The sequence below is a fragment of the Microbacterium sp. EG9 genome, assembly GCF_059759475.1.
In genome coordinates this window covers 2,369,568-2,383,898 of sequence record NZ_CM186217.1, presented here as the reverse complement: position 1 = coordinate 2,383,898, position 14,331 = coordinate 2,369,568, and the positions used below count along the sequence as shown (strand labels likewise).

Annotated in this window: 18 protein-coding genes; 8 read left to right on the top strand and 10 right to left on the bottom strand. The window is 71.5% G+C overall.

From position 1 onward, the window contains the following. Positions 1 to 29: 29 nt before the first annotated feature. From AC6CQV_RS11255 to AC6CQV_RS11235, 5 genes are read right to left on the bottom strand one after another with little or no spacing between them, the layout of a single operon-like run. Positions 30 to 1,562, bottom strand: coding sequence for an ABC transporter substrate-binding protein (locus tag AC6CQV_RS11255; RefSeq protein WP_205282320.1), 1,533 nt, complete (start codon positions 1,560 to 1,562; stop codon positions 30 to 32). Continuing rightward, positions 1,559 to 2,407, bottom strand: coding sequence for an ATP-binding cassette domain-containing protein (locus AC6CQV_RS11250; protein ID WP_101305612.1), 849 nt, complete (start codon positions 2,405 to 2,407; stop codon positions 1,559 to 1,561). Before AC6CQV_RS11250 ends, AC6CQV_RS11255 begins: the two co-directional genes overlap by 4 nt. Then, on the bottom strand, positions 2,404 to 3,417 hold the full coding sequence (locus AC6CQV_RS11245) for an ABC transporter ATP-binding protein (RefSeq protein WP_498259504.1): 1,014 nt from the start codon (positions 3,415 to 3,417) through the stop codon (positions 2,404 to 2,406). The genes AC6CQV_RS11250 and AC6CQV_RS11245 overlap by 4 nt, the downstream gene beginning before the upstream one ends. Continuing rightward, the gene (locus AC6CQV_RS11240; RefSeq protein ID WP_060961059.1) at positions 3,414 to 4,340 is read right to left on the bottom strand and encodes an ABC transporter permease; all 927 of its coding nucleotides are present in this window, start codon (positions 4,338 to 4,340) and stop codon (positions 3,414 to 3,416) included. The genes AC6CQV_RS11245 and AC6CQV_RS11240 overlap by 4 nt, the downstream gene beginning before the upstream one ends. Next, positions 4,337 to 5,263, bottom strand: coding sequence for an ABC transporter permease (locus AC6CQV_RS11235; protein ID WP_060961060.1), 927 nt, complete (start codon positions 5,261 to 5,263; stop codon positions 4,337 to 4,339). The genes AC6CQV_RS11240 and AC6CQV_RS11235 overlap by 4 nt, the downstream gene beginning before the upstream one ends. Before the next feature lie 245 nt (positions 5,264 to 5,508). On the opposite strand from AC6CQV_RS11235, the gene AC6CQV_RS11230 reads away from it, so the two are divergent. The 3 genes from AC6CQV_RS11230 to proC all read left to right on the top strand — a co-directional run bounded on the left by AC6CQV_RS11230 (position 5,509) and on the right by proC (position 8,147). Then, a complete protein-coding gene (locus tag AC6CQV_RS11230) occupies positions 5,509 to 6,504 on the top strand; it encodes an ornithine cyclodeaminase family protein (RefSeq protein ID WP_492493257.1) in 996 nt (331 codons plus the stop codon). 66 nt (positions 6,505 to 6,570) lie between these two features. Next, entirely contained in the window at positions 6,571 to 7,242 is a 672-nt protein-coding gene (locus AC6CQV_RS11225) for a GntR family transcriptional regulator (RefSeq protein WP_157831553.1), read from the top strand. 71 nt (positions 7,243 to 7,313) lie between these two features. Then, positions 7,314 to 8,147, top strand: a complete 834-nt coding sequence (gene proC / locus AC6CQV_RS11220; RefSeq protein WP_101305618.1) for a pyrroline-5-carboxylate reductase — start codon at positions 7,314 to 7,316, stop codon at positions 8,145 to 8,147. A 104-nt stretch (positions 8,148 to 8,251) separates the two neighbouring features. Here the strand turns inward: proC and AC6CQV_RS11215 are convergent, their stop codons facing one another. The 3 genes from AC6CQV_RS11215 to AC6CQV_RS11205 all read right to left on the bottom strand — a co-directional run bounded on the left by AC6CQV_RS11215 (position 8,252) and on the right by AC6CQV_RS11205 (position 11,561). Then, positions 8,252 to 9,241 carry a hypothetical protein gene (locus tag AC6CQV_RS11215; RefSeq protein ID WP_498259503.1) on the bottom strand — a complete coding sequence of 330 codons (990 nt, stop codon included), beginning with the start codon at positions 9,239 to 9,241 and terminating at the stop codon, positions 8,252 to 8,254. 213 nt (positions 9,242 to 9,454) lie between these two features. Beyond that, positions 9,455 to 10,126, bottom strand: a complete 672-nt coding sequence (locus AC6CQV_RS11210) for a potassium channel family protein (RefSeq protein WP_005049780.1) — start codon at positions 10,124 to 10,126, stop codon at positions 9,455 to 9,457. After that, positions 10,119 to 11,561, bottom strand: coding sequence for a TrkH family potassium uptake protein (locus AC6CQV_RS11205; RefSeq protein ID WP_498259502.1), 1,443 nt, complete (start codon positions 11,559 to 11,561; stop codon positions 10,119 to 10,121). The genes AC6CQV_RS11210 and AC6CQV_RS11205 overlap by 8 nt, the downstream gene beginning before the upstream one ends. A gap of 70 nt (positions 11,562 to 11,631) precedes the next feature. Here AC6CQV_RS11205 and AC6CQV_RS11200 point away from each other — a divergent pair, with 70 nt between their 5' ends. The 5 genes from AC6CQV_RS11200 to AC6CQV_RS11180 all read left to right on the top strand — a co-directional run bounded on the left by AC6CQV_RS11200 (position 11,632) and on the right by AC6CQV_RS11180 (position 13,241). Beyond that, positions 11,632 to 12,039 (top strand): ArsR/SmtB family transcription factor, encoded by a 408-nt coding sequence (locus AC6CQV_RS11200; RefSeq protein WP_060961066.1) that lies wholly within the window; start codon positions 11,632 to 11,634, stop codon positions 12,037 to 12,039. 132 nt (positions 12,040 to 12,171) lie between these two features. Next, a complete protein-coding gene (locus AC6CQV_RS11195; protein ID WP_101305621.1) occupies positions 12,172 to 12,363 on the top strand; it encodes a helix-turn-helix domain-containing protein in 192 nt (63 codons plus the stop codon). A gap of 82 nt (positions 12,364 to 12,445) precedes the next feature. Continuing rightward, positions 12,446 to 12,544: a 30S ribosomal protein bS22 gene (locus tag AC6CQV_RS11190; protein ID WP_003792170.1), complete on the top strand. Its 99-nt coding sequence runs from the start codon at positions 12,446 to 12,448 to the stop codon at positions 12,542 to 12,544. 110 nt (positions 12,545 to 12,654) lie between these two features. Next, entirely contained in the window at positions 12,655 to 12,948 is a 294-nt protein-coding gene (locus AC6CQV_RS11185; protein ID WP_191007946.1) for a glutaredoxin family protein, read from the top strand. After that, entirely contained in the window at positions 12,945 to 13,241 is a 297-nt protein-coding gene (locus AC6CQV_RS11180) for a Dabb family protein (RefSeq protein ID WP_060961069.1), read from the top strand. Before AC6CQV_RS11185 ends, AC6CQV_RS11180 begins: the two co-directional genes overlap by 4 nt. 2 nt (positions 13,242 to 13,243) lie before the next feature. Here AC6CQV_RS11180 and AC6CQV_RS11175 read toward each other — a convergent pair whose 3' ends face one another. Together AC6CQV_RS11175 and AC6CQV_RS11170 are read right to left on the bottom strand one after the other, a co-directional pair. Then, positions 13,244 to 13,420 (bottom strand): YegP family protein, encoded by a 177-nt coding sequence (locus tag AC6CQV_RS11175; protein WP_205282327.1) that lies wholly within the window; start codon positions 13,418 to 13,420, stop codon positions 13,244 to 13,246. 87 nt (positions 13,421 to 13,507) lie between these two features. After that, positions 13,508 to 14,305: a tyrosine-protein phosphatase gene (locus AC6CQV_RS11170; RefSeq protein WP_498259501.1), complete on the bottom strand. Its 798-nt coding sequence runs from the start codon at positions 14,303 to 14,305 to the stop codon at positions 13,508 to 13,510. Positions 14,306 to 14,331: the final 26 nt, after the last annotated feature.

Below are 14,331 nucleotides of genomic sequence, written 5' to 3'. Positions count from 1 at the left end.
GCGGCGGCGGACCGCCCCCTCGCCGCCGCTCAGCCGGTGAACGCGACGTCGGCGAGGTCGTACTCGCCGTCGACGCGCGGCGTCCAGGTGACCTTCGGCGAGACCGCGTAGTCGGCCTCGGGGGTGAACAGCGGCACGATGTACGCACCCTGGAAGTTCGCCTCGGCGAGGTCGCGGAAGGCGGCGATGCGCTCGTCGCCCGCGACGGTGCGCTGCCTGGCGACGAGCGCCGCCGTCTCCGGGCTCTTCGCGTAGTCGTTCTGTCCTCCCGCGAACAGGTTGGTGGCGGGCATGTCGCCGTCCATGGTGGAGGGCGCCCAGGTGTTGAGGTACAGGCCCTTCATGTCGACCGTGCTGTAGATGCGGTTCGACAGCGTGGCCTGGTCCATGCCGGAGAGGCTGACCGTGAAGCCCACCGCCTCCAGGTAGCCCGCGATCGCCTGCGCGATCTCGGCGCTCATCGGGATGCGGCCGCTGGTCGCGTACTCCAGGGGGATCGCCTCGCCGGCGTACCCGGCCTCGGCGAGCAGCGCCTTGGCGGCGGCGGGGTCGTACGCCGGTCCCGTCGCGTCCGACACGTAGCCGGTGACGTTGGCGGCGACGATCTGGTCGTTGGCGACGGCGCGGCCGCTGAGGACCGTCTTGACGAGCGCGTCACGGTCGATCGCGTGCCACACGGCCTGACGGATGCGCTCGTCCGCCAGCGGGCCGGACGTGGAGTTGACGCCGAGGAACGTGGTGCCGTTGGCCGCGCGGGAGCGCACGTCGATGCCGCTGCCCTCGGCCGACGAGACCTGGTTCGGTGAGATCAGGGCGATGTCCAGGCTGCCGGAGATGACCCCGTTCAGTCGGGCCTCCTCGTCGGACACCGTCTGGAAGGTGAGGGTGTCGATCTGGGGAGCGCCGCCCCAGTAGGCGTCGTTGCGCTTGAGGACGTAGTCCACGCCGCGCTTCCAGCTCACGAAGGAGAACGGGCCGCTGCCGACGGGGGCGGCGGCGAAGCCTTCGGAGCCGAGCGCCGTGTAGACCTTCTCCGGGACGATCGACTGTGCGGTCGTGATGGACGGCCACGGCGAGAACGACGAGTTGAGGTCGAAGACCACCGTGTGGTCGTCGGGGGCGGAGACAGATTCGAGCATGCCCATGTAGCCGAGGTTGTCGGAGTCGGGCGTGTTCAGCACGGTCTCGTAGGTGAAGACCACGTCGGATGCCTTCAGTGGTTCGCCGTCCTGGAAGGTCACGTCGTCGCGAAGGGTGAACGTCCACTGGGTGAAGTCGGCGTTGGGGGTCCACGCGGTGGCCAGCGACGGCTGGATCGTGCCGTCGGCGTCGAGCACCGTGAGCTGGTCGAAGAGGTTGTAGTAGATGTTGTAGCCGGCCAGCGAGCCGTCGACGATCGGGTCGGGCGACTTCTCGGGCTCCGCGACGACGCCGATCGTCAGGTTGCGGGTCTCGGCCGTCGACGCCGAGCCGCCCGCGCAGGCGGACAGCACCAGCGCGGCGCCGGTGAGCGCGGCGGCCGCGGCGAGCGCGCGGCGGACACGGGATGAGCGGTGGGTCATGACGTTCCTCTGTTCGTTCGGGTGAGGGCAGGGGATGGTGCGGGTGGGGCATCCGCCCGCAGGCGCGGGTCGGGGATCGGGATGGCCGCGAGCAGCGTGCGCGTGTACTCGTGGCGGGGATCGTCGAAGATCTGGTCGCGCTCGCCGATCTCGACGATGCGTCCCTGTCGCATCACCGCGACGCGGTCGGAGAGGTGGCGGACGACGGACAGGTCGTGCGCGATGAACAGATAGGACAACGCGTGGGTGCGCTGCAGGTCCTGCAGGAGGTTGATGACCTGCGCCTGCACCGACACGTCGAGGGCGGAGACGGGCTCGTCGAGCACGAGCACCTCCGGCTCCAGCGCGAGGGCGCGCGCGATGCCGATGCGCTGACGCTGGCCGCCGGAGAACTGCGCGGGCGTGCGCCGCAGCGACTCGGCGCCGATCCCGACGCTCTCCAGCAGCTCGACGACGCGGTCCTTCGAGTAGCGCCCCACGATCGTGAGCGGCTCGGCGACGATGTCGTGCACGCTCAGTCGCGGATCCAGCGACGAGTACGGGTCCTGGAACACCAGCTGCACGCGGTTGCGCAGCCGCCGGCGCTGCAGCGGGGGCAGATCGTCGATGCGATGCCCCAGGATGCGGATGTCGCCGGATGCCGGGGTGTTGAGCCCGAACACGGTGCGCACGAGCGTCGACTTCCCGCAGCCGGACTCGCCGACCAACCCCAGGGTCTCCCCGCGGTGCAGTGTCAGCGAGACGCCGTCGACGGCGTCGACGACGTGGCGGCGGCGCCATCCGGTGCGTCGCGTGAATCGCACGTGCAGGTCGTCGATCTGCAGGACGGGTTCGGCGTCGCTCATCCGGCGACCTCCTCGGCGAGGGCGGAGACGGCGTCCGCGTGGTGGCAGGCGGAGGCGTGATCGGGCGCGACCAGGCGCAGGGCGGGCCGTTCGGCGGTGCACAGCGCCGACTTCGCGGGCAGCTCGCAGCGCGGCGCGAAGGGGCATCCGTGCGGGCGTGCCGCCGGCTGCGGGGGAGAGCCCGGGATCGCGTAGGCGCGCCCGGCCGCGCTCTCGGAGGTCAACAGGCTCGCGAGCAGGCCGGCCGTGTAGGGATGGCGGGGCGCGGCGAACAGGTCCCACACCGTCCCGCTCTCCACGATGCGGCCCGCGTACATGATCACGATCCGGTCGGCGGTCTGCGCCACCAGCCCCAGATCGTGCGTGATCAGGGCCATCGCCGCACCGGTGCGCTGTCGCGCCTCGGCCAGCAGCTGCATGATCTGCGCCTGGATGGTGACATCGAGCGCCGTCGTGGGCTCGTCGGCCACCAGGAGATCGGGGTCGTGGGCGATCGCGGCGGCGATGACGGCGCGCTGGCGCATGCCCCCGGACCACTGGTGGGGATAGGCGCGGGCGCGCGCCGCGGCATCCGGCACGCCGACCGCGCTCAGCAGTGCGGCGGCGCGCCGATCGGCCTCGGCGCGGCTCACGCCGTCGCCGTGCCGTCGCACGGCGCGGGCGATCTGGGCGCCCACGCGCTTGACCGGGTTGAGCGCGGTCATCGGATCCTGGAACACCATCGCGAGGCGGCGTCCGCGCAGCTCGCGCAGACGGCGCTCGCCGGCGGCCAGCAGGTCCTCGCCGCGGTAGTCGACCCGTCCGGAGAGCACCTCGACGCCGGCGGGGAGGAGCCCCAGCACCGCCGCCATCGTCAGGCTCTTGCCCGAGCCCGACTCGCCGACCACGCACAGCACCTCGCCTTCGGCGATCTGGAAGGAGACGCCGTCGACGAGACGCACCTCGCGTCCGTCGGCGTCGCGCGTGCCGACGACCAGGTCTTCGACGCTCAGCAGCACATCCCGGGTCATGCGCGGGCCTTCTTCCGTCGGCGGAGGGTGGACAGGTCGCGCTCGGCGGTGAAGCGCTGGCTCACGAGGTTCGTGCCGATCACCACGAGGAAGATCGCGATGCCGGGGATCAGGGCGAGGTACGGCGCCTCGCGCACGTACTTCTGCCCCTCGCTGATGAGCAGTCCCCAGGAGGGCGTCGGGGCCTGCACGCCCAGCCCGAGGTAGTCGAACGACGACGTGAGCAGCAGTACGCCGCCGATGTCGGCCGAGGCGAGGATGAGCACCTGCACGCCGACGTGCGGCGCGATGTGGGTCGACACGATCCACTGGGCGGTGGCGCCCTGGATGCGCGGCGCGACCACGAAGTCGCGGCTCTTCAGCGACATCGCGGTGCTGCGTGCCACGCGCGCATAGCCGACCCAGTAGGTCGCCGCGAGTGTGATGACCATCAGCCAGACGCTGGGGCCCAGTGCCGCGGACAGGGCGATGAGCACGAGGATGATCGGCATCGCCAGCTGCACGTCCGCCCAGCCCATCAGCAGGTTGTCGAGTCGTCCGCCCGCATACCCCGCGATCATGCCGACGACCATGCCGATGAAGGCGTTGATGGCGACGACGAACAGCACGATGCCCAGCGACACCTGCCCGCCGAGCGCCAGCCGGCTCGCGAGGTCGCGGCCCAGCATGTCGGTGCCCAGCAGGTGCGCGCCGTCGGTGAAGGGACGGATGAAGGAGGCGGACAGATCCTGTGCGTAGGGGTCACTGCCGGGCAGCAGGGGCACGATCAGGATGAAGGCGGCGACGACGGCGAGGATGCCGATGCCCACCCATTCGGCCGCCCGCAGGCGGGGCCACGTGAACCGTGCGGCGGTGTCGGCAGGCGGAGCGGGCGTGACCGTCTCGGCGGGCGACGCGGGCGGCGAAGCGATGGGCGCGGTCATGCGAGGTGCCTCACTCTCGGGTCGACCAGAGCGCTCAGGACGTCCACGAGCGCGTTGGAGAGGATGAACAGGGCGGCCACGACGATGAGGCCGGACTGCACGACCGGGAAGTCGCGGGCGTACACGGCGCTCAGCATGAGCTGGCCCAGCCCGGGCCAGGCGAAGACGTTCTCCACGATGACCAGACCGCCCAGGAACGAGCCGAGGCTGATGCCCGCGATGGTCATCACCGGCAGCACCGCGTTGGGGAGCATCTCCGACACCACCACGTGGAACCGGCTCTCGCCCCGGGCGTAGGCCGTGCGGGCGTAGTCGAGTCGGGACTGCTCGCCCAGCGCGTTGTCGAGCAGCCGCAGGTACACCACGAACTGCGCCGTGGCGATGGTGGCGGCCGGCATGATGATCGCGAGCGGATCGCGGTTGCCGAGCGAGGGCAGCATCCCGAGCGCGACGGAGAACACGAGCACGAGCAGCAGCCCGAAGAAGAAGTCCGGGATGGCTTGTCGGGCCGCACCGACGGTCAGCAGGGTGGTGCGCAGGGCCCGGCTGCGGGTCAGGTGGACGGCGACGGCCGCGACGGCGGCCAGGATCACACCGGCCACCAGGCCCACCGCGCCGAGCTGGAGCGACGCCGGCACCCGTTCCAGGACCAGCTGCATCGACGGCACGCCGCTCTGACGGTACGAGTCGCCGAAGTCGCCGCGGGTCACGATGCCGACGAGGTAGTCGAGGTACTGCTTCCACAGCGGCTGGTCGAAGCCGAGGCTCGCGTTGAGCGCGTCGATCTGCTCGCGCGAGGCGTTCTCGCTGAGCAGGAGCGCCGCCGGGCTGCCGCTCAGCCGGCCCAGGGCGAACGCGATCGTCACGACGACGAAGATCGTCGACAGGGCCTGAATCAGTCGTCCTACGACCAGTCGTGCCATCGGCTTCTCCTCTCCGTCATCAATCTGGGATACAGAATCCGCCACTTCTGTTACGGCGATGTGTCCCGCGGTTTCGGCGCAGTGAACTCTTTCGCGCGTCGCGATCGATCTCCGAGTGTGCTTTTGTGCCGTTTTTGCGCGGTTCTTCGTGCATCGCGATGACCCTGCGGGTGTCGTGAGCGGGAGTCGCGGTGATGTGACCGCGGTGGCCTCGTTCTACATTTGGGATACCAAAAGGAGATCCGATGACGACACTCACCCTGACCTCCGACGACGTGGAGGCGCTCGCGGATGCCGACGGCATGCGCGAGGCGATGGCGGCGGCCCACCGGGCGCTGCGCACCGGACGCGCCGTGCAGCCGCGGCCGCACGCGCTCCCCGCTGCCGCCGACCGGACGGCGGACGCCCCGACCGTCGTGCCGATGAGCGCGATCTCCGAAGAGCTCGGGATGTTCGCCGTCAAGGTGCTCGCCGACGCCCCGCGCAACCGGTCGGTGGGACTGCCCGCCCAGCGCTCGACCGTCGCGGTCTTCGACGCGGCGACGGCCGAGTGCGTCGCCATGATCGACGGACGGGCGCTCACCCGCATCCGCACCGCCGCCGTCACGGCACTCGCGACCGACGTCCTCGCGGATCCCGCGGCGCACGTTGCCGCCCTCATCGGGGCCGGTCCGCTCGCCGCCGAGCACGCCCGCGCGCTCATGCGCGTGCGCCCCTTCGCGGAGCTGCGTGTGTGGTCGCGCAGCGCTCCGCGCGCCGCCGAATGCGTCGCGGCGCTGCGCGCCGACGGCATCCCCGCCGTGACGACGGACAGTCGCGAGGGCGCTCTGGAGGACGCCGACGTGGTCTGCACGCTCACGCCCGCGGAGCAGCCGTTCCTGGCGCGTCGGATGCTGCGCGCCGACGTGCACCTCAACGCGGTCGGCTCGCCGCCGCGGCCGATGTTCAGCGAGGTGCAGGCGGACGTCTTCGCCCACGCGCGTACCGTCGTGGTCGACGATCCGGCGGTCGCCCTCGCCGAATCGGGCAACGTGCGCGGCGCGTGCGACGCGGGTGCGCTCGATCCGGCGGGTCTGGTCCCGCTCGGCGACGTGCTCGACGTCCCGCCCCTCCGCGGCCGCGGCGGGCTCACGGTCTTCAACTCCGTGGGCCTCGGCATCCAAGACCTCTACGCGGCGCACCTGCTGTGCGGGCGCGCGAGCGTCGTCGGCGCTGGCACAATGGTCGCGATCCGCTCATGAGCGCGCGTGCCGCCCTGGTCCGCCCGTGACGGGATCGCCGTGAGCGGCACCGTGAGGGGAGACGGCATGTCCGAGGCGCAGGATGCAGCCGACGACTCCCTGGCGGCGACGGCGTACCGCCGCATCCGCACCGCCATCATCCTGGGGCGCTACGCCGACGGCGCCGCGATCACCGAGGGGCGCCTGGCCGACGAGTTGCAGATGTCGCGCATCCCGGTGCGGGCCGCCATCCTGCAGCTCGGCGTCGACGGGTTCCTCGCGACGGCGCCGCGCCGCAGCGCCCGGATCGTCGGGTGGGACCGGCGCTCGATCGACGAGCTGTTCGACGTGCGGCTGAGCCTCGAGACGCTCGCCGCGCGCCTCGCGGCCCAGAACGCCGGCCGGGGCGCCCCCGTGGAGGTGTTGGACCGGGCTCTCGCGTCGGCCCATGACGCGGTCACGAGCGGCGAGCGGCTCGCGATCGCCGAGGCTCACGCCGCCTTCCACGCCCGCATCGTCGAGATGGCCGACAGCACCCTGCTCACCTCCCTCACCCGCGTCGTCAGCGGACGGCTCGTCTGGCTCTTCTACCTGACCGGCGTCGGCCGCGACGCCCGGGAGCAGTCCCACGAGCACGACGAGCTGCTGGCGGCCATCGCGGACGGCAACGCCCGCCTCGCCGAGAGCCTCGCCTTCAGCCACATCGAGAAGGGCCGCGCCCCGTCGATGCGGCTCATCCTGAACGAGCCCCGCGACTGAGACCCCCCCCCGAGACTGAGACCCCCGCGGCGGGCTCCCGGGGCGGGTGGTTCCTCTGCGAGGATGGGGGCATGGCCTCTCCGCTTCCCTCGATCGCGATCCTCGGTGCCGGCTCGATGGGAGGTGCCATCCTGCAGGGCCTCGTCCGCTCGGGCGCGGCACCCCGCGTGACCGTGACCAACCGCACGGCGGCCAGCGCCGCGCCGCTGGCCGCGCTGGACGGCGTGACGAGCCTCTCCCTCGAGGAGGATGCCGCCGCCAACACCACGGCCGCCGCCGCGGCGGACATCGTGCTCATCGGCGTCAAGCCCGTGATGGTCCCGGACCTGCTGCGCGAGATCGCTCCGGTCCTGCGACCGGGCACGATCGTGGTGAGCCTCGCCGCGGGTGTGACGCTCGCGACCTTCGCCTCCATCGTGGGCGAGGACGTCGCCGTCATCCGGTCGATGCCGAACACCCCCGCGGTGGTCGGCAAGGCCGTCACGGGACTGTCGGCCGGTGCCGCGGCATCCGCCGACGACCTCGCCCTCGTGCGCCGACTGTTCGAGACGTGCGGCGTGGTGATCGAGGTCCCGGAGTCGCAGATCGACGCGCTGTCGACGATCTCGGGGTCGGGTCCCGCCTACGTGTTCCTGCTGATCGAGGAGCTCGCCGAGGCGGCCCGCGGAAAGGGCTTCTCCGACGCGGACGCCCGCCTCATGGCCGAGCAGACCTTCATCGGCGCTGCGGCGCTTCTGGATGCCACGGGCGAGGACCCCGCAGAGCTGCGCCGCCGGGTGACCAGCCCGAAGGGCACGACCGAGCGCGCCATCGCGGTGCTGCAGGGCGCGCGCCTGGACGGCGTCTTCGCGGAGGCGACCGACGCCGCCCTCGCTCGCGCGAAGGAGATGGCCGCCGGCGCCTGACCCCTCGCCGCCTCCTCGCCGCGCCCGCGCCCCCCGCCCGCGAGAAACCACCTTCGGCGCGAGAAACCACCGCCGCAGGTGTGTGTCGTCGCCGTTGTGGTTTCTCACCGCGGCCGGTGAGGGAAAGCGCGGGGCGTCTGGCGCAGGCTCGCCAGTCCGGCGCGGTCGCGCGGGCGGACGAGCCGCACCTCAGCGCGCTGCAGGGCGGTCGCCAACGGCTCGACCCGCACCGCATCCGCCATCTCCCAGCGCGCGACGGGATGCCCCGCGCGGCGCAGCCGGTCTTCGCGGCGCTTCTCGTCGCGGAAACGCCGCGCGGCGTCCGCGGGCGCGTCGCCGGTGCCGTACTTGCCCCAGCCGTCGCTCTCGCCCACCGTGCGGCTCGACGGGAACAGGAAGTCCGTGCGGTCGGTGACCCCCTCGTAGCGGAACTCGGCCTGCAGCAGCGGGTCTTCGAAGCCGCACCAGCGGATGACGGCGCGGCTCACGCTCTCGCCGGGCGACTCGGCCCGCGCGTCCGCGTGCGCCCAGGCCCACGCCAGCCGCGCGACGCCCCGGCGGGAGGCCTGCGACGCGGCCCGCTCCCGGAGGTCGTCGACGACGAGCGCGCCGCCCTGTCGGGGCGAGATCGCGGCATCCACGACGGCGAGCGCCTGCGCGGGTGGGAGCACGCGGGCGAGGTCGATGACGGCATCCGTCGGCGACGTGCACAGGATGCCGTCGACCGGCACGACCTCCCGCGCGTCGGTGCTGGTGTGCACGCACACGTCGCCGAACCGGCGGGACGCCGTGCGGTCCGGATCGAACACGTGGATGTCGCGCGTCTCGCCGAACAGCGGCAGGCCGAGCAGCACCGCGGCGGACTCCAGGCACAGCACGGCATCCGGGTGGACGAGCGCGAAGGCGTGCACCCGGAGCGCGTACCGCTGCCACGGCGCCAGCCGCGCCGCCGCGGCGGCATCCACGTACACGCCGCGGCGCACCCGCGCGAAGCCGGGACCGGCCAGCGCCAGCCGCAGCACGCGGGCCTCGGCGGAGGTGACGAGCGGAAGCGGCGACCGGGTGATGGCGCGGTCGGTCAGCAGGTGCGGCATCCGCAGATCATGCCCCGCCACCCGCGCCGCCGCGCGCTCGTCCCCACCCTCCCCGCCGCCACCCCTTCCCACCCCCGCCTGGGGAGGAGCCCCCGCGCCGCCGCGAGAAACCACCGGCGAGCCGAGAAATCACGCACGAGAGGGTTTCTCGCGCCGTAGATGGTTTCTCGCGGGCGCGGCGCGTGCGGCGGCGCAGCGCCGCGGATGCCGCGGTCAGCGGTCGAGGGAGGCGAAACGCTCGATGTCGCTGTTGGTGCCCGACACGATGATGAGGTCGTGGTTGGTGACCACGGTGTCGGCCTCGGCGTAGCGGAACGGCTTGCCCGGGCTCTTCACTCCGACCACCGTCACGCTGTACTTGGAGCGCACGCCCGACTCGTTCAGGCCGATGCCGCGGATGAACTTCGGCGGATACATCTTGGCCAGCACGAAGTCGTCGTCGAAGCGGATGAAGTCGAGCATCCGGCCGCTGACGAGGTGCGCGACCCGCTCACCGGCCTCGCGCTCGGGGTAGATGACGTGGTTCGCCCCGACGCGGGCGAGGATCTTGCCGTGCGACTGCGAGACGGCCTTGGCCCAGATCTGCGGCACCTTGAGGTCGACCAGGTTCGCCGTGATCAGCACGGATGCCTCGATGGAGGATCCGACCGCGACGACGGCCACCTGGAAGTCCTGGGCGCCGATCTGCTTGAGCGCCTCGATGTTCTTGGCGTCGGCCTGCACCGTGTGCGTCACGCGCTCGGACCACTTCTGCACGAGCTCGAGGTTGTCGTCGATCGCGAGCACCTCGCGATCGAGTCGGTCGAGCTCGCCGGCGCACGCGGCTCCGAAGCGGCCGAGGCCGATCACCAGGACGGGAGCATCGCTCCGGATCTGCTCAACCAACGATCGGCCTTTCGACGGGCAGCGAGTAATGCTGCGATCGGCTCGTCGCGGCTACGGCCGCAGCGAGAGTGACGGTACCCACACGCCCCATGAACATCGTCGCCGCCATGACGTAGACGGCGAGGTCGGGGAGGTCCTGCGTGATGCCCGTGGACAGCCCCACGGTGGCGAAGCCCGAGACCACGTCGAACAGCACGTATTCGACCGGATATCGCGTGATCTGGGCGATCGTGATGGTCGACACCGCGACGATCGTCGACCCCCACGCGACGACGGACAGCGCGACCCGCTGCACGTCGCTGGGGATGCGGCGGCCGAAGGCCTGCACGCTCGGGCGCCCCTTCGCCTCCGACCAGACGGCGAGGGCGAGCACGGCGAGCGTGGTCACCTTGATGCCGCCGGCGGTGGATGCCGAGCCGCCCCCCACGAACATGAGCATGGAGCCGACCACCAGCGACGATCCATGCAGCTCGCCGATGTCGACGATCGAGAAGCCGCCCGAACGCGTCATGGCCGACAGGAAGAAGGCCTGGAAGGTCGTGTCCCAGGCATCCATCCCGCCGAACGTCTTCGGGTTGTCGTACTCGAGCAGCAGGAAGACGGCGGCGCCGACGAAGAACAGGATCACCGTCGTGATGAGGGTGAGCTTGGCGTGCAGCGACCAGCGTCGCACGTGCAGGTGGTGGCGCCACAGCGCGAAGATCACGGGGAAGCCGATCGAGCCGAGGAAGACCCCCGCCATGAGCAGCGTGAGCAGCACGTAGTTGGTGGCGAAGGGGGCGATGCCCTCGGCGTTGGGGGCGAATCCGGTGTTGGTGAAGGCCATCGCCGCGTAGTACGGCGCCTCCCACAGGGCGCTGAGGGGGTCGACGCCGCTGACCAGCAGCGACGGGTAGAGCAGCACCGCGAGGCCCGCCTCGATCACGAGCGTCGACAGCGCGACGGTCGCCAGCAGCTGACCCACCTCGCCGAGCCGCACGGTCTGGCCCTCGTTGACCGGGCCGCCGTGGGCGCGCAGCGGGTTGGTGTCTCCGGCGGCGATCAGCTTCGCCCGCAGGCCGAGCCGCTTGGAGATGACGAGTCCGAGGATGGAGGCCAGGGTCAGCACGCCCATCGCGCCGACGTTGACGCCGACGTAGACGAGCACGTGCCCGAACGCGCTCCAGTGGGTGCCCATGTTCACGGTCGACAGGCCGGTCACGCAGATGGTCGACACGGCCGTGAACAGCGCGTCGGCGAAGGGGGTGACCCGGCCGTCGGCGGATGCCGCGGGCAGGGAGAACAGGGCGGTGAACAGCAGGATGAGCGCCAGGAAGATGCCCACGGCGAAGCGCGAGGGCGACGAGGTCGTCGCGTCGCGGAGGCCGTCCCAGGCCGCGCTCATCGATGCGCGCAGGGAGCGCCACGCACGGGCACCGACGGTGTCGCCCGTCATGGTCCGCCCCTCTCTGCCCAAGAACCGTTGTCATGGTACTCCGGAGCGCGGCGCGGGCTAACCTATCGTCATGGCGGACATCTTCGACGTGATCGCCGACGGCACCCGTCGGGACATCCTGCAGCTGCTGCGCGAGCGCGCGTCCGCGGGCGAGCGCGGGACGAGTGTCTCGCACATCGTCACCGAGCTCGGGGTCAGCCAGCCGACGGTCTCGAAGCACCTCAAGGTGCTCCGCGAAGCCGAGCTCGTCACGGTCCGCGAAGAGGGCCAGCATCGTTTCTACAGCCTGTCGCCGGCGCCGCTGGACGCCGTCGACGACTGGCTCGTGCCGTTCCTCGACGAAGACCTCGTGGCCGCGCCGGCGGGCGCCTCGACCCTGCCCGAGCCCGCCGTGGCCGCCGCCGATCTGGTGGGGCGGGCCGCGGCATCCGCGAAGCACGCCTGGGACACCGCGCTCAAGCGTCTTCCCGGCCGCTGAGCGGCGCGGGGCGTCACCGTCCTGCTCATCCGTCACACGGATCACACGGGTTTACACGCGGCGCATCGAGACCCTAATGTTGTTCCACAGCAATGCGGAGGCACCGCATCGGGGATCGGTGGGGGAATCGGGATGCCGGACCTTTCTGACGTGCGTTTTCTGACGGTCGCCGAGGTGGCCGACATCATGCGTGTGTCGAAGATGACCGTGTACCGGCTGGTGCACGCCGGAGAGCTGCCCGCGGTGCGCTTCGGGCGCAGCTACCGCGTGCCCGAGACGGCCGTCACCGACGCCGTGCAACGTCCCATCGCCGACGTCGGCTAGACTGATCCGAGGGCATTTTTCGAGATGCCCGTTCCCGGACGCGGCCATCCGCGTCCAGACCCCTGACATAGTGAGGTTTTCCGTGGGTTCTGTCATCAAGAAGCGCCGCAAGCGCATGGCGAAGAAGAAGCACCGCAAGCTGCTTCGCAAGACTCGCCACCAGCGCCGCAACAAGAAGTAATTCGTCGCGGCACGCTGCAAAACGACACCGAGCGCCTGTCTCCGAGATCTTCGATCCGGGACGGGCGCTTCGTGTCTGCCCGCCCGCCGGAGTGGGGCAGGATGGATGCCGTGACCACCCTCACGATCATCTCCAAGCCCGACTGCCACCTCTGCGACGTCGCACGGGAGATCGTCGAGACCGTGGTCGCCGACCTGCCCGAGGATGCCGTCGAGGTCGAGGAGCTGTCGATCCTCGACGACCCCGCGCTGTATTCGCAGTGGTGGGAGAAGATCCCCGTGGTGCTCATCGACGACCGGCTGCACGCGCACTGGCGGCTGTCGCCGGATCGGCTGCGTGCGGCGCTCGAGGACGCCTCCGCACCGGCATCCCCCGTCCCTCCCACCCCCGAGGAGTCCGCATGATCCGCCATGTCGTCGCGTGGAAGCTGAAGAGCGAAGACCCCGTCGAGAAGGCCGCGCAGGCGCAGAAGATCTCCGCCGACCTGCTGGCCCTGCGCGGCGTGGTCCCCTCGATCATCGAGATCGCCGTCGGCCCGGACGTCGTCGGCGGCGCGAACTGGGACGTCGCGCTCGTCGCGGACTTCGCCGACCAGGCCGGACTCGACGCCTACCAGACCCATCCCGACCACCAGGCGGTCGTCGGCTACGTGCGGGCGGTCGTCGCCGACCGGGTCGCGGTGGATCTCGAGGTCTAGCCTCAGACCTCGACGATCGGCGCGTCGGGCGCGTTCGTCTTGATCGAGGCGATGCCGTTCATCGCGGCCGCCTTCGAGTTGTACGCCTCGCCGGTCGCGATGATCTGGCCGTTGCCGGCCTTGAGGCGGAAGCGCCAGTGTCCCGACGCGTCGGTGTAGAGCTCGAACTTCCCGGCCATGGTGTGCCCCCTTCGACACGCGCAACGACGGTGGTGCGCGCTGCACACGATAGTGGGCGGCCGCCGTCGCGGGAAGGGGTGCCGGGCTCAGGCTCCGCCGCGCAGCCTCCGGCGCAGCGCATCGATCCCGTCCGCGCTCAGGCCGCCCGTGGCGAGGTAGTCCGCGGCCCCTCCGTGCGTGCGGTCGATCCAGTCCAGGGCCGCGCGGATCGCGCTCGGCGGGGTCTCGGTGACGAGCGTGCGCAGGGCCGGGGTGAGCGGCATCCCGAGCGACGAGATCATCGCCAGCATGCCGTCGGCCCAGGCGCCGGCGAGGTGCTGCTGCGACGCGGCGTAGTCGGCGACGACCGCGTCGCGCTCGACCCCGGCGGCGTCCAGGATCAGGGCGACGGCGACGCCCGTGCGGTCCTTGCCGGCGGTGCAGTGCACGAGCACGGCCGTGGGCTCGTCGTCGCGGGAGACGCCGACCCGGCGGGCCACCTCGGCGAAGGATGCCGCGCCGTGCCGCAGCATGCCCACGTACAGCTGGTCGAGGGTCGGCAGCTGGGCGAGCGCGTGCTCCACGAGCGCGGGGTCGGCTGCGCCGCCGGAGGCCAGCACGCGCTGCGCCATCTCGGCCATCGCTCCCTCCAGAAGCGACAGCTCGAGGATCTCGATCGGGCGCGACGGCGGGAGCCGGTCGGGAGCCGCACGGCGCTCGTCGGGCGTGCGGAAGTCGGTGACGACGCCGATCGCGCTGTCCGCGAGCGCCTCCAGGCCGGCGTCGGTCAGCCGGTCCAGCGCGGCGGAGCGGTACAGCACGCCGGCTCGCGTCGTGCCGCCTCCGATCAGCGGCATCCCGCCCGTGTCGCGGAAGTTGTGCAGTCCCTCGATCGCGTGTGCCACGGCATCCAGCCTAGGCCCGCGTGTTC